Genomic DNA, 23,629 nt, shown 5'->3' on the forward strand with positions numbered 1-23,629 from the left:
GGAGAATCCCGTGCGGTTATTGACTGTTTTAACAGCGCTGCTCGTCTCAAGTTCGATTAGTCTTAGTGCCCTTGCTGAGACTTTTAGTTTTACGGCCATTCCTGATCAGGACGAGTCGCGCCTGCAAGAACGCTTTGATAAAGTTGCAGCTTACTTAGAGAAAGAACTGGGCGTAAAAGTAAAATACGTGCCGGTCAAAAGCTATGCCGCAGCGGTAACCGCATTTCGCAACAACCAAGTACAGCTCGCTTGGTTTGGCGGCTTGTCTGGGGTACAGGCGCGGGAACTCGTGGCAGGCAGTGAGGCCATTGCTCAAGGCTACGAAGATAAGTTTTTTGTGACCTACCTAATTGCCAATAAGCGCAGCGGCCTGAGCAAGTCTGACGATTTTCCAGCGGGTATCGCTAACAAGACATTTACCTTTGGCGCCAAGGGGTCTACCTCTGGCCGCTTAATGCCGGAATTTTATATTCGCGAGCATCTCAAAAAATCCCCAGAGCAAGTATTTACACGGGTGGGTTTTTCAGACGACCACAGCCGCACCATTGCGCTAGTACAGTCTGGCGCCTATGAACTTGGCGCGGTCAATTACAAAGTGTGGGAAGACGAACTCGCCGCGGGCATTATCGACCCAAGTGAAGTGAGTGTTATTTGGCAAACCCCCAGCTACCCCGATTATCAGTGGAGTATTCGCGGTGACGTGGACGCGCGCTGGGGCGCTGGCTTTAAGGCCAAAGTTAAACAGAGCTTATTGAATATTAGCGACGCTGAGATTCTCGCCGCGTTCCCCCGCCAGTCTTTTGTTGAAGCCACTAACGACGATTATCAGCCGATTAAAGACACCGCCATGGCCATTGGCTTGATGGATGCCGAATAGAGCTAAACCCGCTATGTTCGAGCTACACAATATTAGTTTAAAGTACCGTGAACAAACGGTACTCAAAGACGCGTCGCTGACTATTCGCCAAGGCGAAAGCGTGGCATTGGTCGGCCCCTCTGGGGCGGGCAAGTCTACCCTGCTTAAACATTTGCGCAGCCTGCAAGCGACGAAGGTCGCTTGGTGCCCGCAACATGCGGGGCTGGTGCCCATGCTCAGCGCCTATCACAACATGTATATGGGTGGCCTCAGTCGACGTTCCTCGCTCTACAACCTCGCTAATTTACTGCGGCCCTTCGCTGGGCCAAAGACCGAGATACAAGTATTGGCGGAAAGTGTTGAATTACGTGATGAACTGCACCGCAGGGTGGACGAACTCTCTGGCGGCCAGCAGCAACGCGTGGCTATTGGCCGCGCCCTGTATCAGCAGCAGACCATTTTTATTGGCGACGAGCCAGTGTCGGCAGTCGACGCCATACAGGCAGACAAAATGCTCAGTCTGATCTGCCAGCGCCATCAGACCATAGTGCTCGCCCTGCACGATACTCAACAAGCACTGCGCGTTTGTCAGCGGATTATCGGCTTAAAAGACGGCCGCATTGCCTTTGATTTGCCGAGTGCGCAGGTAACCGCCGAGCAACTAGCTGCGCTGTATCAAGCGTAATGAACGTTAAAACTCACTCCCACAACAATACCCGACTTAAATTAAGTTTATGGCTGGCCCTGACCGGCTTTATCGCCCTGCTGTTTGCCGACATCGACATTCACCGCGCCAGCCCCGGCCAAGAATTACTGCGCATGGGCCAAGGCCTAATGGCGCCCAATTTTTGGTCTTATCGCGAAATTGCCAGCAGCGCCTTTAACACCCTCGCCTTTGCCCTGCAGGGTATGGCGCTGGCCAGCACAGCGGGGTTTATACTGGCGCTTCTGTATCGCCACCCCCTAGTGCGCGGCTTTTGCGCTTTTATACGCGCAATTCATGAATTGTTTTGGGCGCTGATTTTTATTCAATTATTTGGGCTATCGCCGCTCACTGGCTTGCTCGCCATTGCCATTCCCTATGCCGGCACCCTAGCAAAAATTTACGGCGAATTATTTGAAGAGACCGAGGCCGCGCCGCGCAACAACCTATTGCAGAGCGCAGGGCTCAGCGCCTTTTTCTACACTACCCTGCCGCTGGCATGGCGACCACTGCTGCAATACACCAGCTACCGCTTTGAGTGCGCCATTCGCTCGAGCATTGTTTTAGGTTTTGTTGGCCTGCCCACCCTCGGCTACCATTTAGAAACTGCACTGGGCAACGGCCAGTATAATGACGCCGCCGCGCTGCTCTATGTGCTGCTGGCCATTGTGCTTAGCCTGCGCTGGTGGCTAAAAAAAGCGCCGCTGCCAGTGTATTTAATTGCCGCACTTATTTACTTGCCGCCCACCGCGCATTTCAGCTGGGCAAATATTGCGCGCTTTCTTAGCGAAGATATTATTCCTGCGCCACTGCGCAATAAAACGAATATTGATTATGTCGCCGTGTTCGACTGGTTGGCAATGCTGTGGCAACAACAAATTGTACCGGGCGTGACCAGCACCTTAATCCTCAGCCAAATCGTCCTACTGCTCACCGCCATACTCAGCCTAGCGTGGTTTCCGCTTAATTCACGGCAGTTTTTTAGCCCGCTTAAACGCAGCCTAGGTGATGGCTTTCTAATTATTGCTCGCACCCTGCCCGAGTATTTACTGGCCTTTATCGGCCTGTTGTTATTGGGGCCATCGATGCTGCCCGCCATACTGGCGTTGGGCATTCACAACGGGGCGATCATTGCCCATTTGCTGGGGCGCTACAGCGGCGAGCTAGTGTTACGCGAGGATGCCTGCACCGGCATCAATCGCTACAGCTATGAAATACTGCCTCGGGTTTATCGCCAATTTCTGGCCTTTTTGCTCTACCGCTGGGAGGTCATTATGCGCGAGACAGCCATTCTCGGAATGCTCGGCATTGGCACCTTGGGCTTTTATATTGACTCGGCCTTTGAAGAGTTTCGTTTTGATCGAGCGCTGCTCTTGATTCTCTGCGCCGCTATACTGAATATTATCGCCGATATGCTCGCCCGCAACCTCCGCCAGCGATTGCATCTGCGGCCGTCCCCTGAGACCCTGTAAGCCACCACCAATAACAGCCGATAACAATACATGAGCATGGCAATGTCCCCCGCAGTGAACTATCGCGACCTCGTGCTGATCGGCGGCGGCCACGCCCATGCCCAAGTCATAAAAATGTGGGGCATGCAGCCGCTGGCTGGCGTGCGGCTCACCGTGATCTCGCCGCAGGTGCAAACCCCTTACTCGGGTATGTTGCCGGGTCTGGTTGCCGGTCACTATCAATTTGACGACGCCCATATCGACTTAATGCGGCTCAGCCAATTTGCCGGTGCGCGCTTTATACAGGCCAGCGTGGTGGCTATTGATCTTGAGCAAAAGCAACTGCTGCTCAACGACAAAGACCGTCCGCCCATTGGCTTCGACCTGCTGTCGATCAATAGCGGCATTACCCCAGATTTGAGTATTGCCGGAGCCGAGCAATTCGCCACGCCGGTGAAACCGATCAGTGATTTTTATCCCCGCTGGCAACACACTCTTGCAGCGCTGCACAAAGCCAGCACACCCGCAGCCATCAGTGTGGTCGGTGGCGGCGCCGCGGGTGTTGAATTAATACTGGCCATGCAACACGCCATTAGCCAATACCCAGAGATTGTCACGCCCAGCTACCACTTGCTGTACTCCAGTGCCGAGTTACTCAAAACCTATCCCCAGCGTATCCGCAAGCGCGCGAAGACAGCCTTGCAGGCCAAGGGTATTCAACTGCACGCCGAGGCCAAGGTCGTCAATATCGCCGACCAGCGCATAGATATTGAAGGCGCAGATGATGGCCAAAATAAAAACTATTCATTGCACAGCGAGCATATGTTTTGGTGTACCAATGCCAAAGCCGCCAACTGGCCTAGGCACGCTGGCCTTGCCTGCGACGCCAATGGCTTTATCGCGATTAACGACAGCCTGCAATCACTCAGCCACGACTTTGTGTTTGCCGCTGGCGACACCGCCCAACAAGTGAATCACCCTCGCCCTGCTGCTGGCGTGTTCGCAGTGCGCCAAGGGCCGGTATTATTCGCTAATTTGCAGCGCAAGCTTTTGGGCCAGCCCTTAAAGCAACATCGTCCGCAACAAGACTTTTTAAGTATTTTGGCCTTGGGCGGAAAAACCGCCATTGCCCACCGGCCCTTATGGCCAACACTGAGCGGCGACTGGGTGTGGCGTTGGAAAGACAACATTGATCGCCGCTTTATGGCCATGTTTAGCGAACTCAGCATGAGCACTAATCAGCCTAGGGCGCAGCTTGTCGATCCCTTCATTAGCGGCGACGAAACCCCGAGCGATGCACAGGCAATGCGCTGCGGCGGCTGTGGCGCCAAGGTCGGCGCCAGCACCCTCAGCAAAGTGATTAAGCAGTTAAGCCCTGTGCAGCGCGACGATATCGCCTGGGGCCTAGACGCCCCCGACGATGCCGCCGCTATCTGGGTAAATCAAGATCAGAACACGGCGACACAATTGCTATTACAAAGCGTCGACCATTTTCGGGCCTTTATCGACGAGCCGTATTTACTCGGCCAAATTGCCGCCCAGCACGCCTTAAGTGACTTGTTTGCCATGAACGCCCAGCCCCAAAGCGCAATGGCCATCGCCAGCCTGCCCTTTGCTGGCAACAAACTAACCGAGCGCGATTTACTGCAATTAATGAGTGGCGCGGTAAAAGTGCTTAACGACAATCAGTGCAGCCTGACTGGCGGCCACACCAGTGAAGCCGCTGAATTCAGCATTGGATTTGTGGTAAATGGATTGGCCGCGGAGAACGCGGTACTCACCAAAGCTAATTTACACGAGGGCGAGGTATTAATTCTAAGCCAAGCCCTTGGCACCGGCACTTTGTTTGCAGCCCACGGCCAATTACAGGCTCAAGGCAAATGGTTAGAAGGCGCCTTGGCCGCCATGCTCAGCAGTAACCGCAGCGCGGGCAAGATATTCCACGATCACGGCGCCACCGCCTGTACCGATGTAACTGGCTTTGGTTTGCTCGGCCACTTAGTTGAAATGTTAAAGCCCAGCGGCCTGTCTGCCCAGCTAAAGCTCGGCAGCATCCCCGCCCTAGACGGCGCGCTGGCGTGTTTAGCAAATGGCATAAGCAGCAGCTTACAGGCTCAAAATCAGCGGATTGGCGCTGCCGTCAAAAATGCTGAGGCATGGCGCAATCACCCGGTGTACCCATTATTATTCGACCCCCAAACATCCGGTGGTATGTTAGCGAGCGTACCGCAAGCGCAGGCAACGACATGTGTTCAGGCCTTGCGCGAGGCGGGTTACCCTGCGGCGTGCATTGTTGGTGGGGTCTATCGAGATGAGGCGGCGGCGAGCGCCATTGAACTAACAGTGTAATTCAATGGCATTAAAGAGCGGACTTTACAAAAACCCGAGCGCCAAAAATAACAGCAGGCCAACACTGCACAACACCAAAGTTTGACGCCGATAGGCTGCGCTCATTAAGCCCAAGTAGAGGCCACTGATCATAATAATAATCAGGCCCAGTGCAAACGCCGTCTCAAACCACTTATACCAGCGCGGGCCGTGGCCCATGTGTAATTCCATCAGCGCCGCCTGCCAGTTTGGCGATACCGTCGTAATCGCCACACCGTCGGCTTGCTGGCTTAAACGATAATGTTCACGACTGCTTGGCCGCGTTGAAAATTCACCGCCTCTGCCCTTCACGTATTCAAAGCGCGCATCTACGCCGAGACTTTGCAGCGCCGTGCGCACATCGCTGCTTAAACTGGGGCTGTCGGCATCGAGCTTAAGGCCACTCACATAGCCCAATTCGGTACTGGTCATCACTTCTTTAACACCCAGCAAGTGCAAGCCGCCCGATACCGCCATGATAATGACCATGGGCGAAAAAAAAGCAGCGAGGTACAAATGAATAGAAACTAGCAAACGGCGAGACATACGCTAAACCCTTTAATTACAAATACCTTGAAGTCGATTTGTATTAGACACAGCCCAGCCTACTTTCCCTCGGTGAAATATTCATTAAAGTGCGTACTGCCAGCCTAAGGTCAAACTGTCTTGCATTTCCATTTGCGGGCCATCTAATTCTTGATAAAAAGGTACGCCGTACTCCAAGGCAAGGCGGTGACCTTTTAAGGCACCAGCACGGAACTGATAATTAGTGCTGAGTAGCAACTCGCTGCGCTCGCCGCCCTGCACGTCGGTATCGGCGGTGGGCACCATCATTGGGTTTAAGTCGGGGTCGGCGCCGTGAATATCAGCCCAGCTCGTGTGCTTTAATCGCACAGCACTACTCAGAACTGGCGACCAGCTCCGCGCCAGCCAGGCGCTCACTTCATAGCGATTGCCCAAGCGGTAGTCATTGTCATTTTTGCCACTGCGCAAAGTCGCCTGGGCCTGTCCGCCCCAGTTGTATAGCGCAGAGTAGGCTTGATAAGTCACTCCTGGCGTTAAGTCATAGGTACCTGAGCCCAATTGCATACCGTAGGGCAGCTTGGCATTGGCCATCGCTGGCGTGTCGTCGCGCTCATCAATTGAGCCGGTCGCTAGGCTGACACCGAGATTTAAATGCACGCCAGCCGATTTATCTGCGGCTTGATAAACACGCAGCAAGGCAGCTAGCGATACGTCGCCAACACCGTCAGTTTCGGTCGTAAATTCCGCGCCCATGCGGCTGCGGTGATCCATACTTTTATTTAGCAGCGGCAGCATCGCCATAAGGGTAAGGGTATCACTAGGCGCATACATTGCACCTAGCATATGCATTTCCATGGTCATTTTAAGCGGCGCCACCATATACGGGCCGGGGTCCATCATGCTACCGGTAATTTCGGCAGGGGAAATCGAATCGCTGCCGTCTAAATTGCCAGCCATTTCCATACGCATAAAACGGTAGGAGAACATCCATTCGCCAGTGTTATGCACGTGGTCACCCATCACGCCGAGTGGCGCGTGACGAATTGCGCCACTGGCCAGTGCGGACGTTAAATCTTGATGAGCAAGAACCGGCGCAGCGGCCAGTAGCGACAGAGTAAAAGCAAGCTTGCGCATAATAGTGTCCTATCTAGGTTGGGCGTGGTTACGGCAAATTTAGCGCAGGCGCAGTTTAACAAGGGAGATTAGCTGTGGCCTGCGACACTTTGTCGCAGCACCTGCCCGCCGCTACCGTGTAAACGCTATACTGAGGTCTTTATTCTTCTTGATGTGGGGAGCAACGTTGAATCCCAATACCGCTAATTTGCGCGGCCTATGCCTAATTCGCAGCCTGGTAATTGCCAGTCAATTTGGCGCGGTATTTTATGCCGAAGGCCAGCTCGGCTGGATGCTGCCCTACGTCACCTTAAAACTGTTATTAAGTGCACTTTCTGGCTTTGCGGTATTCAGCTGGTGGCGGAGCTACCAAAGCTGGCCAGTAACCGACGTCGAATTATTTATTCACTTGTGCGTTGATACACTGGGCTTTAGTGCGGTTTTGTATTTTTCTGGTGGCGCGAATAATCCATTTATATCTTATTTATTGGTGCCCTTGTGTATCTCTGCCGCAACCCTGCCCTGGGCTTATACGTGGCTACTTGGCGCGATCGGTTTTGGCGCCTACAGCTTGCTGCTGTTTAATTTTATTCCGCTAGAAGCAGTCGCGCCCAACCAACACCAACACGGCGGCGCGCCAAACACCCATATTTTAGGAATGTGGGCCAATTTTTTGGTGAGCACTGTGCTAATTACCTATTTTGTTTTTAAGATGGCGCACAGCCTGCGCCAGCGCGAAGCTGAATTGGCCAGCAGCCGAGAACACCGCCTGCAAGACGAGCAACTGCTGGCCGTAGCCAGCCTTGCTGCGGGCACTGCCCACGAGTTGGGCACGCCACTCTCGACGATGAAGGTAGTGCTAGAAGATTTAACAGAGCAAGATTTTGATGCCGAGACCCGTACCGACCTCGCCACCCTCGGCCAGCAACTCGATCACTGCCGCGACATTCTCACCAATCTCGTTAGCACGGCGAGAGACCTCAGCGCAGACAACACAGTAACCACCCCCGCGCCCCAGTATTTAGCCCTGCTCCAAGAGCGCTGGCAGGTACTGCGGCCAGATTGCGATTTGCACAGCTCACTCAGCCCCGCGCTTTGCAAAATAACGCTGAAACTTGATGGCACGGTGAGCCAGGCTATTTTAAATTTACTCAGTAATGGCGCCGACACCAGCACCGACGAGCTACGTTTAGACGTGCTGGAGCAGGATCACTGCATTATTTTTGCCATCAGCGATCGCGGCCCAGGCCTAAGTGCTGAGCAAGCGGCGATGATGAGCAAGGCCTTTGTCAGCAGCAAAGGCAAGGGGCGGGGACTCGGACTCTTTTTGAGCAATGCCACGGCCATTCGTTACGGTGGCGAGCTGCGCTGGCGACGGCGCGCTGGCGGCGGCAGCCGTGTGGAATTGTGTTTACCAATCGCCAAGGTATGCCCGTGAACCATAATGAAAAAATCTTGCTGGTCGATGATGACCAGAGTTTCTGTGCCTCACTGCGTCGTTCATTAGAACGTCGAGGTTATATGGTGAATGTCGCCCACAGTGTCGACCATGCAATTACGCTGTGCGAGCAATTCACACCCGAAATGGCGGTTGTCGATTTAAAATTAGAGACTCGCTCTGGTCTGAATTTAATACCCGTGTTGCGCCAGCGCTTTCCCAATATAAAAATGCTGATGCTCACCGGCTATTCGAGCATTGCGACCACGGTAGAAGCGATTAAGCTCGGCGCCGACAATTATTTACAAAAACCGGCAAGCACCACCGAGATACTTGCAGCACTGGAAGATCAAACCAGCCCAGCCAGCGCGAGCGACGCCGAGCTCAGCCCACCCTCCTTAGACCGCATAGAGTGGGAACACATCCAGCGCGTGCTAGCAGAGAACGAGGGAAATATTTCAGAAACTGCACGCCAGCTCGGCATGCACCGCCGCACCTTACAACGTAAATTACAAAAGCGACCCGCAAAAAAATAAGGCCATCATCTGCTGCGGATAATGGCCTTATCTGTACCTTTTTTTGCTAAAACTTAGTCGGTGCTGACACCCGAGCTCAGCTCAAATATCCGCACGTTATCACTCTCGGCGTTTGCCACACCAAGATAGGCTTTGCTATTGATAAAGAAAGTCGCGATGCCATCCGCTCCCTTATCCGCCGCACCGCTATCACGATTATTCACGTACTGCACAAACTGAACGCCCATTGGTGAGGTAATATCGTAAATCGCAATACCGCCGGCACGCTGCAAACTCACAAAGGCATAAACCCGGTTGAGGCTAGACACCAGCGCAATGCTCTTGGGTGCAGCACCATTGAAGGGACTTGCCGTGTCGGCATCATTAAAGTTAGCACCTAAACTAGCCGCCGTTACCATAGCTAGATCATTACCTGAATCAAACAACAGTTCGCCCTGCTCATTCCAGATTGCAAACGAGCGCGCACCAAAGGCAGTGATTTCGTCAACATCGTTGTCTTTGTCCGTATCGCCGTCTTCGTTACTGACTTTGAGGCCACCCAGCATGGCAGGGTCTGCAGCAGCGGTTGCGCTTGGGTTGCCATTATCAACCGCGAGGTCACTTGCAGCGACCTGATCGCTATACGCTGAATAGATACGCGGGCGACCTTCGTTGGCAGTAATAAAATAGTTTTGATTCGCGAAGCGATAGGCACCAACCCCATCTGGCTGGTACAGACCGTAAACCCCAGGCCAACTGCGAATATCAACCGTATTATCCGCTTTTACATCCAACTCATTGCCTTTGACGCCGAAGTCTTTACTGCCCAAGGCCACAATACGATCAATGCTATTATCAGCCAAATTGATAATGGCCACCGCGTTGTTTTCTTGCAGGGTAACAAACAATTTGGTGTTATCTAGCGTGACGGCAATGTGCTCTGGTTCAAGATCTTGCGCGACCGTGGCCCCCGCGTGCACTCTCACACCAGCGGGCAATTCTTGGGCACGAATACCGCTGACATTAAACTCTGCAAAGCTAATTTCTTCAACTTCTGCGACATTAACGCCATCCCTGAGGTCGATAACCGAAATACTGCCCTCGGGGTCATTACTAAAATCATCACTTGGCTGGCCTTCATTGGCGACCAAAATGCGACTGCCAAGCAAATCAAAAATCGCCATTTTGGGCGACGCGCCAACCTCAAAGGTCGCCGCTAGGCTAAGGTCAGATAATAAATAGAGCGCGACGATGCCCTTTGCTTGCGGATCGTCATTATCCAGGGCCACTGCAATATGGGAGCCCGACGTGGTCACCCATTTCGGCGCGCCAAGCGTAACACCCGCGTCAGTCGCCGCTGCGGCTAGGTCGAGGGTCGCCGGCGTCGCCGATACCGGTGCGAGCGGATCAGTAACGTCTAAAACATCTACGCTATTGTTCTGAGCATTCACCACAAATAAATGCTTATTTGTGGTGTCGTCGGCCAGGGTAATTGCATTGCCCACGGCAAAAGATGCCGATTTAGTGTAATCCAAATTTGGCTCTATCGGCGCAGAGGAAATCACAACAAAAGCGCCAATCGGCAGTACCTTTACTGTGCTGCTAAGCCCGGTAATACCGTAGTTACTGTCGTTCAGCACCACCGCAAAATTGACGTCCAGCAGTGCAAAACCTTCAATATTTTCAGCCAGCGGACTAATACCCTTAGGCAGCGGCATAGTCAGCGAATCAAAACCGAGCTGTTTGGTAATAAATTTGACGTCTGTCGGGAAACTCGTCTGCTCCAAGCTTGGGCTTGTTGCCTCTTGATCCCAAGGGCCACCTAAGATATTGGTCGCATTGGCAAGGTTGAGGCGGTAAAACTTACTCACCGTCTTGGCCTGCTCAACCACCACCACGTAGTCAGTACCGATTGCTATAGCTTCATTTATGGTCACTTCGCTTTGCGCTACAAAATGATCGCCGTCGAGATCACCCTTGTTCTCGCTTCGCGACTTGATCGCAAATTGCGATGGCGCATCTAAACGATAAAGGTATTCGCCAACCATTTCTTTCGCCGTGCCATCAGCATTTAATTCAACTTTAGCAACCCGCACAATACGCGATTCAGCTGCGCCATTAGCGGGGTTATCCAAGGGCCCCTGCATAAAGAAATACAAGTATTTGTTATCTGGACTCAGCGCTAAGGCCTCAATGCCGCGGTCTATTGCGCGCCGTTCAAAAATGGCGGGAATAATATTGCCGCTGACAGGGTAGTTTGCACCAGCTAATTGATCCGTTAAGCCTGCGGGCACTTGCCGCTCTATAATTTCGCCCGTGCTGCTTACCAGCAGTAAGCTCGGGCCGTATTCCTCGGCAATCCAAAAATTACCATTATCCAAGCGCACCAATGCCTCAGGATCAATACCGTTGGCACTGCGTGGCAGTACATTGCCTTGATTATCGTAAGGCGTCTCGACAGCGGCACTGGTAAAGGGGTTAGGCAGGCCATTGATTGCGGCGCCATCGCTGCCAGTCAGCGTAATAACCTCGGACTGCTCCAATGTTAAACCAGTACCAATACCGCTAAGCTGCCATTTAATAATTTGCGGCGAATAATCACTAATAGCAAAGACAGTGCCGGGATTACCATCACAAAAATTAGCAATGCCCGTCACCGCCTCACTGTCGGCGCAATCAATCGTCGGACCGCGATCAGTGATGCTATAAAATACGTCGTTGGATTCGTTCGGTGCTCGAAACGCGCCACTGCCAATAGCCACGCTGAGGCTCTTGCTATTACCGATTGTGGCACCCTTTGAAAATTCAACACTGCCCAAAGATTCGTTGATCGTAAATTGCCGAGAATTAGGCTCGGTACCCCAGAAGCCCCGACTATCGCTTTTACCACTGCACGCACTGGTGGCAAGGATGCCGATGGCGAGCGACAACGCCCAGAATTTACGTCCGTACATCTGCGATTCAAAAATCATCAATAGCATCCCAATTTACAATTCGGGCCAGCGCCAACAATACCGGCATTTTGACAGCGCGACTGAATATGTACATCAGGCACCATCACGATAGTCATCATTAAAATAGAAGCTCTAAAGCAAAAGCCAATTAAATCAAAAAGGGGCTGTAACGCCCCCTTTTTCTAACGAATAAATTACAGCTGAGAGCGGCCTTTATTCGCGGCAATACGCAAGCGCAGGGCATTTAGTTTAATAAAGCCTTCTGCATCTTTTTGGTCATATGCGCCAGCGTCATCTTCAAAGGTGGCAATTTTCTCATCAAAGAGCGAATTGTCAGACTTGCGACCCACTACGACCACATTTCCTTTATAGAGTTTCAAGCGTACCACGCCGTTAACAAAACCCTGAGACTCATCTATGGCCGCCTGTAGCATACGGCGTTCTGGGCTGAACCAATAGCCGTTATAAATGAGTTTTGCATAACGGGGCATTAACTCATCTTTTAAGTGTGCCGCTTCGCGGTCGAGGGTAATCGACTCAATGGCGCGGTGAGCGCGCAGCATAATGGTGCCGCCTGGGGTTTCGTAACAGCCTCGAGACTTCATGCCCACATAGCGGTTTTCGACTAAATCCAAACGACCAACACCGTTGTCGCCGCCGATTTTATTTAGCGTAGCCAGCATAGTAGCAGGGCTAAGCGCCTCGCCATTTAATGTGACCGGGTCGCCGCTTTTGTAGCCGATTTCGATATAAGTCGGGGTGTCTGGCGCTGCTTCGGGACTAACTGACCAACGCCACATGTCTTCTTCTGGCTCCCAGTATGGGTCTTCCAGATTGCCGCCCTCGTAGGAGATGTGTAGCAGGTTAGCGTCCATGGAGTAAGGTGATTTTTTCTTCTTGCCAGCAAAATCAACCGGAATATTGCGCTCGGCGCAATAGGCCATCAAGGTTTCGCGGGAAGTTAGATCCCATTCACGCCAAGGCGCAATGACTTTAATGCCGGGCTTCAGCGAGTAAGCACCCAGCTCAAAGCGGACTTGGTCATTGCCTTTGCCGGTCGCGCCATGGGAGATCGCGTCGGCACCAGTTTCATTGGCTATTTCAATTAAACGCTTGGCGATCAGCGGGCGGGCAATCGAGGTGCCCAGCAAATACTCGCCCTCGTAAATCGCATTAGCGCGGAACATGGGATATACGAAATCACGTACATATTCTTCGCGCAAGTCGTCGATGTAAATTTCTTGCACACCCAGCGCCTTGGCTTTAGCGCGGGCGGGCTCCACTTCTTCACCCTGACCAATATCGGCGGTAAAGGTCACCACTTCACAGTTGTAGGTATCTTGCAGCCACCTGACAATCACTGAGGTGTCTAGGCCACCTGAATAAGCCAAGACTACTTTATTGATATCCGACATTTATCACTCCGCTGAAGCCCTCGCAAAACGGCTATGCCTGCGAGATTAAAAAAGACCGTCATTTTAGCGGTCTTTGCCCCGCTACGCCATGCCAGCTTGCGCCTTCTGCCCAGATCAGCAAAAAAGCGGTAAAACTATTGAAATGAATGCGCTCTGGGCTATTGACGGCAAGGCTATTGCTGACAAAAAATAGCGCAAATTCAACATCCCGACGGAAGCCCCCTCGCCGTGCTTGAGATTAACGCTGTTTCCCGTAGCTTCGGCGATTTTGTCGCGCTCAATAATGTCAGCTTACACATCCAAGCCGGGGAGTTTTTCACCCTGCTTGGCCCCTCAGGCTGCGGCAAAACTACCTTACTGCGGCTCATTGCTGGTTTTGACCAAGCCGATAGTGGGCAAATACTACTCGATGGCAAACCCCTGTGTGCGCTACCACCTGAGCTGCGCCCGGTGCACACGGTATTTCAAAGCTATGCGTTGTTCCCCCACATGACCGTGGCCGAGAATATCGCTTTCCCCTTGCGCATGGCCAAAATGAGCAAGTCCGAAATTGCCCACCGCGTTGCCGAAGTACTCGACGATGTGCGCCTGCCCGACAAGGCCAATCATTACCCCGATGCGCTGTCCGGCGGCCAGAAGCAGCGCATTGCCATCGCCCGCGCCTTAGTAAACCGGCCCCGCCTACTGCTATTGGACGAACCCCTGTCGGCGCTGGACGCCAAACTGCGCGAGCAAATGCAAATTGAACTAATCAACCTGCAAAAGGAAGTGGGCATTACCTTTGTATACGTGACCCACGACCAGGGCGAAGCGCTAGCCCTATCCCACCGCATCGCGGTAATGAACAAGGGCGAGATCAGTCAAATCGACGAGCCCTCGGTACTCTATAGCTATCCCGACAATCGTTTTGTGGCGGATTTTATCGGCCAGTGCAATATTCTCGACGCCAAAGTGGTCAGCAGCGACAGCCAAAAGGTAAATATCGCGATAACCGGACTTGGCGAATTGGCCACCATTGCTAACCCTGAAATCACCTTTAATCGTGGCGATAGCTGCGCGCTTACCCTGCGCCCCGAAAAAATTCGCCTCGCCGCCATCCTGGAGGCAGGCTCCAATGAAGTCCTGTTCAGCGGCAAGGTCCACGACATGCTGTATTTAGGTGACGTGACCGTCTACATCATTGAACTCGCCAACGATGTGTTGATCGAGGCGATGCTGGCTAACGATGCCCCGGGTCGCACCCGCTTGTTCGATACCGGCGATGCCGTACAAATTTCCTGGCGTATCGACGCCGGCCACTTGGTCCCGTAAGCCAGTGCCGACCTTAATGAATCGCGCCGAACGCATCCGCAATCACTTAATGGCGCTGCCACCGGCGCTCTATCTATTACTGTTCTTTGCCGTGCCCAGCGTAATGATGCTCTTTGCCTCATTCCGCTATCCCGGCGAATACGGCGGCCTAGCGCCGTGGTATTACATTGAACACGGCCAATTTAGCCTCGATTTCACCCTAGAAAATTGGCTGCGCCTGTTCGAGTCGGGAATTTACCTCGGCCTACTATTTAAATCTTTGGGCTATGCGATACTGACCACCCTTATTTGCACGATCATGGCCTACCCCTTGGCGCTGATGATTGCCCGCAGCCAAAAGCGGTTTCGGGATCTGCTGCTACTTTTAGTTATTCTGCCGTTTTGGAGTAATTTCCTGGTACGCATCTACGCGTGGATGATTATTTTCAGCCCCCAAGGTGCGCTAACCATAGGCCTTAACCACGTCACTGCCGCACTCGGCCTCGAGCCGATTAGCCTGATGTTTAGCAGTACCGCCGTCATTACCTGCCTAGTTTATGTGCATCTACCCTTTATGATTTTGCCGCTGTACGCCAATTTGGAGAAGCACGATAGCCGCCTGCTCGATGCCGCCCAAGACCTTGGCGCCAATCGCTTTCAGTGCTTTTGGCTAATTACTTGGCCACAGTCACTGCCCGGCATCTATGCTGGCGCGATTTTAGTATTTATTCCCTCGCTGGGTATTTTCGCGATACCCGACCTGCTCGGCGGCACCAATGGCATTATGATTGGCAACGTCATTAAGCAGCAATTTGTCGAATCTCGGGACTGGCCGTTTGGCAGCGTGTTATCGCTCGTTCTCACTGGCATCACCCTCTTATTAGTCTTACTCGCCGCGAAACTCGGCAAAACTGGGAGTGCCAACAATGGTACATAATCGCCCCAGTAAAACCCTCGTCAGCGCTGGTATTTTGGTTTATCTATTCCTCTACATCCCGCTCGCGGTGGTCGTGATTTTTTCTTTTAACGACTCCAAGCTCAATGCCGAGTGGGTGGGCTTTACATGGAAATGGTATGAAAAACTCATCCATAACGAAAATATTTTGCGGGCGGCGGGCAACTCACTAATCATTGCCATCATCAGCGCCGCCCTGGCCACGGTACTCGGTACCTTAGCCGGTCTGGCGATCCATCGCGGGCGCCAGAAATGGCTGCCGGCACTGGTGCTTGGCCCCATTGCCATGCCCGATATTTTAATCGGTGTTAGCCTGCTGCTAATGTTTATTTTGCTTAATATCAGCCTTGGCAGCGTGTCGATTATTCTTGCTCACGTTAGTTTTTGCATTGGTTTTGTGGCACTGGCAGTGCAATCGCGCTTGGCGGGCATGGATCAAAGTTTAATTGAGGCGGCTCGCGACCTCGGCGCCAGTCCCTGGCAAAGTTTTAGGCTCATCAGTTTGCCCTTGCTGATGCCCGGCATTATTGCCGGGGCATTAATGGCCTTCACATTATCTATTGACGACTTTGTTATTACCTTCTTTACTGCCGGGGTGGGCAGTTCGACCTTACCACTGGAGATTTATTCAATGGTTAAAATTGCCGTCACCCCAGAAGTGAACGCTGTATCAACCCTGTTGATGTTGGTCACTCTGACCTTGATTACCCTGCTGTCCAAAATCTCGCCTGCAGTTTTGCGGCAATAACCCACTCCCCCCTTTAGAAGGACGCTATCGTGAAAAAGTTACTGTGCTGTTTTGTGCTGTGCCTTTCGCAATTTGCTATGGCTGAAAAGGCCTTACATCTGTTCAATTGGAACGATTATATTGCCGAAGATACCGTCACCCGTTTTGAAGCCCTGTGCGACTGTAAAGTGGTGCAGGATTATTTCTCAGCCACTGAAGAAATGATGGCCAAACTCCTCGCGGGTGGCGGTGATTACGACGTGGTTATTCCCACCCAAAACGCCGTCGAAGCACTGATCAAGCAGGGCTTTTTGATGCCCTTAAACAAAAGCAAGCTCAGCAATATTGGCAATAGCGCGGCGGGCTACATGAACAAGGCTTACGACCCCGGCAATGTTTACTCCCTGCCCTACGCCTTTACCACAACGCTAATAGGCTACAACGAAAACAAAATTGCCGAGCTGGGTATCGACCCCGCCGACTGGTCGATTATTTTTGATCCTGCCGTGTTAGCTAAAATCAAAGGCAAGGTCACGGTAATGGACGACGCAGAAGAGTTATTCGGCGCGGCGCTGAAATACCTAGGCTACTCCATCAACGACAATAACGAGAAGCACCTGAAGGAAGCTCAAGCGGTGATTCTCAAAGCCAAGCCTTATTGGGCGGCATTTAACTCTTCTAGCTACATCAAAGAACTGACCGTTGGCAATATCTGGGTAGCCCACGGCTATTCCAGCGATATGTTCCAAGCCCGCGCCGACGCGGCCGACGCCGGACGTGATTTCACTGTTAACTTTGTACTGCCTAAGCAAGGCGCGGTATTAGCACTGGATAATATGGTGATCCCCAAAAAGGCCCGCAACCCCGAGCTGGCCCATATGTTCATCAACTTTATGATGGATCCGCAAAACGCCGCGGAACTAACCACGATTATCGGCACCGGCAACCCCAATGCGGCAGCCACGCCCTTCATTGACGAGGACATCCTTAAAATTACAGCGATCTTCCCAACCCCAGAACTACAGGTAAAGCTCGAAACCGTCGCCGCCCGCAATGCCAAGGAGCGCCGTTTAGCCAACAAGCTGTGGACGGAGATCAAGGTTCGCTAAGAATGTATTAAAGGCCTTTGCAAACCCACACAGCTGTTCTACTATTTTAAGCGGCGTTATTGCGCCGCTTAAAAGAAACTGTCGCTGTACTCATCAACCAAAGGGAATTTGCTGATGAAAACCTATCTACGCCGCTGGTCGGCACAACTCGTAGTTTTATGCAGTCTGTTAATCATCTCTTTTTCTGGCCACGCCCTAGACGTGAATACCGCCAGCGCTGAAGAATTACAAACTCTCAAAGGCATTGGTGAAAAGCGGGCCGAGGCGATTATTACCTACCGCAACAATAATGGCCCGTTTAAATCCAGCGAGGACCTCTTGGCCGTTCCCGGCATTGGCAACAGTATTATTACCGCCAATAGCAAGGCGCTGGAATTTGGTCGCCGAGACCCAAATTGAGCCGAAGGTTTAGCCACATAAATTGGGGATAACTCCCCTTATCAGTCCCAAAACACCTGCGGCGAGATGCCGTGGGTGTTTATACAAACCCCGAATTCCTGTAGCATTCTGCGCCAAAGCCATTGCTTGCCGGTTCGATGCTAGCCAGTATCGCCGCCGCCGCCACTGATTAAGGCCCTCCATGCAAACCTTAAAGATTACCCGCCCCGACGACTGGCACATTCACCTGCGCGATGGCGAGGTATTAAGCCACACCGTCGCCGACGCCAGCCGCTACTTCGGTCGCGTTATAGTTATGCCCAATTTGACGCCGCCGGTGCGCAATCTGGCCGAAGCCAATGCCTACCGCCAGCGCATAGTGCAGGCTTTACCTGCTACGGGCCACCAATTAACACCGCTGATGGTTTTATACCTCACAGACAAAACCACCGTCGCCGATATCGCTGAAGCAGCCGCATCAGACACGGTATTTGCCGCCAAACTCTACCCCGCTGGTGCCACCACCAACTCTGACTCCGGCGTGACCAGTATCGAAAATCTCTATCCGGTTTTAGCCGCCATGGAAAAACACGGCCTGCCGCTGCTGGTTCACGGCGAAGTCACCGACGCCGATATTGACATTTTTGACCGCGAAGCGCGTTTTATAGAACGCCACCTGACACCTATCGCCGCGAATTTCCCTGCGCTAAAAATGGTGCTAGAACACATTACAACAGCTGACGCCGCACAATTCGTGAGTGCGGCCAGCGACAATATTGCCGCCACCATTACCGCTCATCACTTGCTGTACAACCGCAACCATATGCTCGCTGGTGGCATTCGTCCGCATTATTACTGTTTGCCGATATTAAAGCGCAACACCCATCAGCAAGCCTTAATTAGCGCCGCGACCTCGGGCAACCCCAAATTTTTCCTCGGCACCGATTCTGCGCCCCACGCCAAAAATCGCAAAGAAACCAGCTGTGGCTGCGCAGGCTGTTACACTGCTTACGCGGCAATTGAAATGTACGCCGAGGCCTTTGACGCCGCTGGCGCCCTCGATAAACTCGAAGCCTTCGCGAGTTTTTACGGCGCCGACTTTTACGGTCTGCCTCGCAATAGCGACAGCATTAGCTTGATCAAACAATCCTGGACCGCCCCGGAGCAACTCCCGCTGGGCAGCGATACTATTTACCCGCTGCGCGGCGGTGAGCAGCTGCACTGGCAGATAGGCTGAGACCAACATGGACTTTTGTGATGAGAAATCAATGATCTCGCAGCGGTTTCGCGGCTTCCTACCAGTGGTTATCGATGTTGAAACGGGTGGTTTTAACTGCCAAACCGACGCCGTATTGGAAATTGCCGCGACTTTTTTGCGTATGGACGACGCCGGCCAACTCGAACCCGATGACACCGTCAGCTACAACGTCGAGCCATTTGAAGGCGCCAATCTCGAACCCGCCGCCCTTGAATTTACCGGCATCGACCCCCATAACCCATTACGACAGGCACAAAAAGAAGTGACTGTCATGGGCGAGTTGATGAAGCGAATTCGCCAGCAGGTAAAAGCGAGTGGGTGCACCCGCGCGGTGCTAGTTGGGCACAATGCGCACTTTGATCTTGGTTTTGTATTGGCCGCGATTGAACGCAGCAGCATTAAGCGCAATCCCTTCCACCCTTTTTCGGTGATGGATACCGCCAGCCTTTCGGGACTAGCTTATGGCCACACCGTGCTCGCGAGAGCCTGCCAGCTAGCGGATATCGACTTCGACAACAACGAAGCCCACAGCGCCGCCTACGACGCACTTAAGACTGCCGAATTATTTTGCCAGATCGTCAATCGCTGGCAACAGCTTGGCGGCTGGCGTTGGTCTTGATCTTGCTTTTAAATATTTAAAAGCAGATCGCGGCGGAGCATAACCGCCTTAATACGGTCACAATTCAACCACGTAAACCAACTCTCAGGAGAGAATCCAATGGCTTTTGAATTACCTGCACTGCCCTATGCGAAAGACGCACTGCAACCGCATATCTCTGCAGAAACTCTCGATTTTCACCACGGCAAGCACCACAACGCCTACGTTACTAAACTCAACGAACTGCTTCCTGGTAGCGAGTTTGAAGGCAAAACGCTGGAAGAGATCATCAAAGCGTCTAGTGGCGTAATGTTCAACCAGGCCGCCCAGGTTTGGAACCACACCTTCTACTGGAACAGCCTTAGCCCCAACGGCGGCGGCGCACCAACAGGTGACCTAGCAGCAGCCATTGACAACGCTTTCGGTTCATTTGATGCATTCAAAACCGCGTTCAACGCCAAAGCAGTCGGCAACTTCGGCTCAGGCTGGACTTGGTTGGTTAAAAACAGCGACGGCAGCCTTGAAATCGTCAACACCGACGACGCCGACACCCCAATCGCCCGCGAAGGTCAAACGCCACTGATCACTGCCGATGTATGGGAACACGCTTACTACATTGACTACCGCAATGCCCGCCCTAAGTATTTGGAAGAAGGTTTCTGGAACTTGGTGAACTGGGAATTTGCAGCTAAGAACTTCGCTTAACAGCGAAGCTTAGTCGGGCGTCTGAGGTCGGACGTCTAACGCTACAAGCATAAAAAAAGCCCGGTGCGTTTACACGCACCGGGCTTTTTTTACGTCAGACGTCCGACTTCAGACATCCAACCTTCTTCTATCGTCCGATTTCAGACGTCAGACTTACCTCATTACAGCTTATCTGAATTCTCTGACAAGTAAGCAGCAACGCCGTCTGGCGAGGCATTCATACCTTTGTCGCCTTTGTTCCAGCCAGCTGGGCAAACTTCGCCGTGCTCTTCGTGGAATTGCAGGGCTTCAACCAAACGCACTAGCTCGTCGATGTTACGACCTAGTGGCAGGTCGTTGATCAGCTGTGAACGCACCTGACCTTCTTTGTCGATCAGGAAAGCACCGCGGAAAGCAACGCCGCCTTCCGCTTCAACGTCGTAGGCACGGCAGATGTCGTGACGCACGTCAGCAGCCATAGTGTAAGTCACAGGACCAATGCCGCCGTCTTTAATAGCGGTGTTGCGCCAGGCGTTGTGCGTGAACTGTGAATCGATAGAAACACTGATTACTTCTACACCCAGCTCACGAAATTTGTCCATACGGTGATCCAATGCGATCAGCTCAGAAGGACATACAAAGGTGAAATCCAATGGGTAAAAGAACAATAAAGCGTATTTGCCTTTGGTGGCTTCGCTCAGCGTGAAGCTGTCAACGATTTCGCCATTACCAAGTACTGCAGCACACGTAAAATCTGGCGCTGGCTTACCAACTAAAACACCCATGTTTATATACCTCCGGTTTTATATTTGATTTAATTTTTATACCTGAAAAAACAGGTATAAAAGCTCTATTCAGACCGGCAATCATACACCCGCCCCCCGCTCTATCCCATTGAATTTTCTAATCACCATCATAGAATTTCGCTATCGGCATTATATGCCCACACACAATTGACAAGCATTCTCATTTGCATTATCGTTGCTATTCAATAAAGTACTGCCCGAGATCGAGACCAGTATGTACGTTTGTCTTTGCAAAGGAATTACAGATAAGCATATTCGCGACAGCGTTGATGCCGGTGCTGGCAGCTTTAGAGAAGTGCGCCGTCAGCTCGATTTGGCCAGCCAATGCGGTAAATGCGGCATTGTCGCCCGCGAGGTTTATGAGAACTACTTAAACAGCTACGACGAAAACCTCTGTTACGCAGCGGCCTAAGCACCCTTTCATAATCTGTATTCTTACTTTCGCAAACATTACGCACCTCGTAATGCCAGCCTCCAGACCTTTTTGCACCCTTTGCACATGAATGCCTGCCCCTGCCTTCGCAGGGATGACGCGCAGATATGACGCGAATAAATTACTTTGTAATAAACACTGGAGCCCCGTCGTAATTCCTAGCGTGCCAGCGTCGCTCCTGCGAAGGCAGGAGCCCATCTCAGCAACGAAGGTACAAGCATGACACGATAGCAGGTCGCCAATAAAGTGCTGCGCCACCCAAAGCGAAATGCATTCTAAGCAACGGGGTTCCAAGTAACATTTGCATCCCCCATCGCGCGTTTCAACTTGAATACTCACTGTGCCCAGTCCACACTTATGAAAACAGCCAACCATGCAAAGGATCAAGCTCATGAAAGGTGACAGCAAAGTCATTGCCTATCTTAATAAAGCCCTAGGCAACGAACTCGTCGCAATAAACCAGTACTTTCTGCACTCACGCATGTACAAAGACTGGGGCCTAAAACAGCTAGCCGACCACGAATACCACGAATCCATCGACGAAATGAAGCACGCCGACAAACTCATTGAGCGAATATTGTTTCTCGAAGGCCTACCCAATCTGCAAGACCTCGGTAAATTGATGATTGGCGAGAACACCAAAGAAATGCTGGAATGCGATTTAGCCCTAGAACTAAAAGCCATTCCCGATTTAAAAGACGGTATTAAATACTGCGAGACCGTTAACGACTTTATTAGCCGCGAACTGTTTGAAGACATCTTGGAGTCAGAAGAAGAGCACGTAGACTGGTTAGAAACCCAGCTAGGCCTAATTGAAAAAGTCGGTATTCAGAATTACCAGCAGTCAATGATGGGTGGGGTGAGCTAAAAAGCTCACCGGCGGCCGTCGGCTATCTGACGGCCAACAATCATCCCCAGCCCCCTCGGCGAAACATCGCCCCTAGCCAAAATCCATGCACCTCATGACGGGCAGCTTGTCGCCTAACTTCAATTGCTAGCGCTCATTCTGGCGCGCCCAAAAACACCACAGGCTTCATCCAAATTGCCAGTGCGATACAGCCTTCGCTAGAGTGGATTTGATGCTGACTGTCCGGTGGGTTAATGACCAGACAGCCTTTGCCGTACAAAGCAGTGCCATCGCTCTGCGAGCCGTGCAAAATCAAAATATGTTCAAAATCGCTATGCTTGTGATAGGGCACCGAGGCGCCAGCTTGGTAGTGCAAAAAGGCCGCACTTGGGCCTTTGCTGCCGGTGCGATAAATATAGGAAATAGCCACACCAGGACGCAGTGGCTGCCAATCGCGACTGGCCAATAAGGCTTCAGCCTCCAGCACACCATCAATGGCTAATACGCTCGCTAACTTATCCATAGACCTGCTCCAGTCCGGCGATTACTTGTTCGCAGCTTGCGGCCCAGCCGACAATACCGCCTTGAGCGATAATCATATTGATGGCCGCTTGTTTAAACTCGGGAAAATAGCTTTCGGTTGCGTCCTCAACAATCAGGCATTCATAGCCACGGTCATTGGCCTCGCGCATAGAAGTTTGCACGCAGACTTCGGTGGTGACACCGGCAAACAGCAGATGGGTGATCGCCAAACCCTGAAGATAGTCTTGCAGTGGGGTGGCGTAAAACGCACCCTTGCCGGGTTTGGTCATTTCTAATTCATCGGATAGCGCGCGCAATTCCGGCAATAATTCATTACCGAGCTCACCGTCAATGAGGATACGCCCCATTGGCCCAAGGTCACCAATTTTTATACTGGCGCCACCGCGCTTAAGCTTGGCTGGTGGGCAGTCGCTGAGGTCGGCTTTGTGGGCTTCGCGGGTGTGAACAATGGGTAGATCTAGCGCCCGAAAGCAATCTAACAGTCGCTTTACCGTGGGCACAATGGCGGTCAGCAAGGACACATCATTGCCCAGTGCCTCGCCAAAACCACCGGCTTCGACAAAATCTCGCTGCATATCAATCACGATCAGGCAGGGCTTGCTACCCCTAGGCAGGGAATAAGGATAGGGTTTGGCGGCAATAGTGGACATCTCTTCTCCTTTAA

Annotated in this window: 23 protein-coding genes; 16 read left to right on the top strand and 7 right to left on the bottom strand. The window is 52.2% G+C overall.

Annotation, left to right across the window (positions count from 1 at the left end):
- Positions 1–10 precede the first annotated feature (10 nt).
- The 4 genes from ABYP33_RS00080 to selD are packed head-to-tail and all read left to right on the top strand — an operon-like array spanning position 11 to position 5,359.
- Positions 11–877: a putative selenate ABC transporter substrate-binding protein gene (locus ABYP33_RS00080; protein ID WP_373086851.1), complete on the top strand. Its 867-nt coding sequence runs from the start codon at positions 11–13 to the stop codon at positions 875–877.
- Entirely contained in the window at positions 867–1,541 is a 675-nt protein-coding gene (locus tag ABYP33_RS00085; protein ID WP_373086853.1) for an ATP-binding cassette domain-containing protein, read from the top strand. The genes ABYP33_RS00080 and ABYP33_RS00085 overlap by 11 nt, the downstream gene beginning before the upstream one ends.
- The gene (locus ABYP33_RS00090; RefSeq protein ID WP_373086855.1) at positions 1,541–3,031 is read left to right on the top strand and encodes a PhnE/PtxC family ABC transporter permease; all 1,491 of its coding nucleotides are present in this window, start codon (positions 1,541–1,543) and stop codon (positions 3,029–3,031) included. Before ABYP33_RS00085 ends, ABYP33_RS00090 begins: the two co-directional genes overlap by 1 nt.
- Positions 3,032–3,067: 36 nt before the next feature.
- Positions 3,068–5,359, top strand: coding sequence for a selenide, water dikinase SelD (gene selD / locus ABYP33_RS00095; RefSeq protein ID WP_373086857.1), 2,292 nt, complete (start codon positions 3,068–3,070; stop codon positions 5,357–5,359).
- A 24-nt stretch (positions 5,360–5,383) separates the two neighbouring features.
- Here selD and ABYP33_RS00100 read toward each other — a convergent pair whose 3' ends face one another.
- Together ABYP33_RS00100 and ABYP33_RS00105 are read right to left on the bottom strand one after the other, a co-directional pair.
- Positions 5,384–5,923: a PepSY-associated TM helix domain-containing protein gene (locus tag ABYP33_RS00100; protein WP_373086860.1), complete on the bottom strand. Its 540-nt coding sequence runs from the start codon at positions 5,921–5,923 to the stop codon at positions 5,384–5,386.
- A gap of 84 nt (positions 5,924–6,007) precedes the next feature.
- Complete coding sequence (locus ABYP33_RS00105) at positions 6,008–7,036, bottom strand: transporter (RefSeq protein WP_373086862.1); 1,029 nt, start codon at positions 7,034–7,036, stop codon at positions 6,008–6,010.
- Between the two features lie 166 nt (positions 7,037–7,202).
- Between ABYP33_RS00105 and ABYP33_RS00110 the strand changes: the two genes are divergently transcribed.
- Complete coding sequence (locus ABYP33_RS00110) at positions 7,203–8,453, top strand: ATP-binding protein (RefSeq protein ID WP_373086864.1); 1,251 nt, start codon at positions 7,203–7,205, stop codon at positions 8,451–8,453.
- Positions 8,444–8,989, top strand: coding sequence for a response regulator transcription factor (locus ABYP33_RS00115; protein ID WP_373087012.1), 546 nt, complete (start codon positions 8,444–8,446; stop codon positions 8,987–8,989). Before ABYP33_RS00110 ends, ABYP33_RS00115 begins: the two co-directional genes overlap by 10 nt.
- Before the next feature lie 53 nt (positions 8,990–9,042).
- On the opposite strand, the gene ABYP33_RS00120 is transcribed toward ABYP33_RS00115, so the two are convergent.
- A complete protein-coding gene (locus ABYP33_RS00120; RefSeq protein ID WP_373086866.1) occupies positions 9,043–11,940 on the bottom strand; it encodes a choice-of-anchor I family protein in 2,898 nt (965 codons plus the stop codon).
- A gap of 176 nt (positions 11,941–12,116) precedes the next feature.
- Complete coding sequence (locus ABYP33_RS00125; RefSeq protein WP_373086868.1) at positions 12,117–13,337, bottom strand: argininosuccinate synthase; 1,221 nt, start codon at positions 13,335–13,337, stop codon at positions 12,117–12,119.
- 228 nt (positions 13,338–13,565) lie between these two features.
- Between ABYP33_RS00125 and ABYP33_RS00130 the strand changes: the two genes are divergently transcribed.
- The 8 genes from ABYP33_RS00130 (at position 13,566) to ABYP33_RS00165 (ending at position 20,357) form a co-directional block, all read left to right on the top strand.
- Complete coding sequence (locus ABYP33_RS00130; protein WP_373086870.1) at positions 13,566–14,648, top strand: ABC transporter ATP-binding protein; 1,083 nt, start codon at positions 13,566–13,568, stop codon at positions 14,646–14,648.
- Complete coding sequence (locus ABYP33_RS00135) at positions 14,599–15,564, top strand: ABC transporter permease (RefSeq protein ID WP_373086872.1); 966 nt, start codon at positions 14,599–14,601, stop codon at positions 15,562–15,564. The genes ABYP33_RS00130 and ABYP33_RS00135 overlap by 50 nt, the downstream gene beginning before the upstream one ends.
- The gene (locus ABYP33_RS00140) at positions 15,554–16,330 is read left to right on the top strand and encodes an ABC transporter permease (protein WP_373086874.1); all 777 of its coding nucleotides are present in this window, start codon (positions 15,554–15,556) and stop codon (positions 16,328–16,330) included. The genes ABYP33_RS00135 and ABYP33_RS00140 overlap by 11 nt, the downstream gene beginning before the upstream one ends.
- 29 nt (positions 16,331–16,359) lie before the next feature.
- On the top strand, positions 16,360–17,418 hold the full coding sequence (locus tag ABYP33_RS00145) for a spermidine/putrescine ABC transporter substrate-binding protein (protein WP_373086877.1): 1,059 nt from the start codon (positions 16,360–16,362) through the stop codon (positions 17,416–17,418).
- 114 nt (positions 17,419–17,532) lie between these two features.
- Entirely contained in the window at positions 17,533–17,817 is a 285-nt protein-coding gene (locus tag ABYP33_RS00150; RefSeq protein WP_373086879.1) for a ComEA family DNA-binding protein, read from the top strand.
- Between the two features lie 181 nt (positions 17,818–17,998).
- Positions 17,999–19,033, top strand: coding sequence for a dihydroorotase (gene pyrC / locus ABYP33_RS00155; RefSeq protein ID WP_373086881.1), 1,035 nt, complete (start codon positions 17,999–18,001; stop codon positions 19,031–19,033).
- A gap of 7 nt (positions 19,034–19,040) precedes the next feature.
- The gene (gene rnt / locus ABYP33_RS00160) at positions 19,041–19,673 is read left to right on the top strand and encodes a ribonuclease T (protein ID WP_373086884.1); all 633 of its coding nucleotides are present in this window, start codon (positions 19,041–19,043) and stop codon (positions 19,671–19,673) included.
- Positions 19,674–19,772: 99 nt separating this feature from the next.
- The gene (locus ABYP33_RS00165) at positions 19,773–20,357 is read left to right on the top strand and encodes a superoxide dismutase (RefSeq protein ID WP_373086887.1); all 585 of its coding nucleotides are present in this window, start codon (positions 19,773–19,775) and stop codon (positions 20,355–20,357) included.
- A 161-nt stretch (positions 20,358–20,518) separates the two neighbouring features.
- Here ABYP33_RS00165 and ABYP33_RS00170 read toward each other — a convergent pair whose 3' ends face one another.
- On the bottom strand, positions 20,519–21,121 hold the full coding sequence (locus tag ABYP33_RS00170) for a peroxiredoxin (RefSeq protein WP_008251881.1): 603 nt from the start codon (positions 21,119–21,121) through the stop codon (positions 20,519–20,521).
- A gap of 235 nt (positions 21,122–21,356) precedes the next feature.
- Here ABYP33_RS00170 and ABYP33_RS00175 point away from each other — a divergent pair, with 235 nt between their 5' ends.
- Together ABYP33_RS00175 and bfr are read left to right on the top strand one after the other, a co-directional pair.
- Positions 21,357–21,554: a bacterioferritin-associated ferredoxin gene (locus ABYP33_RS00175; RefSeq protein ID WP_008251883.1), complete on the top strand. Its 198-nt coding sequence runs from the start codon at positions 21,357–21,359 to the stop codon at positions 21,552–21,554.
- A 412-nt stretch (positions 21,555–21,966) separates the two neighbouring features.
- Positions 21,967–22,443, top strand: a complete 477-nt coding sequence (gene bfr / locus ABYP33_RS00180) for a bacterioferritin (protein ID WP_373086890.1) — start codon at positions 21,967–21,969, stop codon at positions 22,441–22,443.
- Positions 22,444–22,576: 133 nt separating this feature from the next.
- Here the strand turns inward: bfr and ABYP33_RS00185 are convergent, their stop codons facing one another.
- Both ABYP33_RS00185 and ABYP33_RS00190 read right to left on the bottom strand, forming a co-directional pair.
- Complete coding sequence (locus ABYP33_RS00185) at positions 22,577–22,945, bottom strand: cupin domain-containing protein (protein WP_373086892.1); 369 nt, start codon at positions 22,943–22,945, stop codon at positions 22,577–22,579.
- A complete protein-coding gene (locus ABYP33_RS00190) occupies positions 22,938–23,615 on the bottom strand; it encodes a cysteine hydrolase family protein (RefSeq protein ID WP_373086894.1) in 678 nt (225 codons plus the stop codon). Before ABYP33_RS00190 ends, ABYP33_RS00185 begins: the two co-directional genes overlap by 8 nt.
- Positions 23,616–23,629: the final 14 nt, after the last annotated feature.

The organism is Zhongshania sp. (genome assembly GCF_041584495.1).
Lineage (GTDB): Bacteria > Pseudomonadota > Gammaproteobacteria > Pseudomonadales > Spongiibacteraceae > Spongiibacter.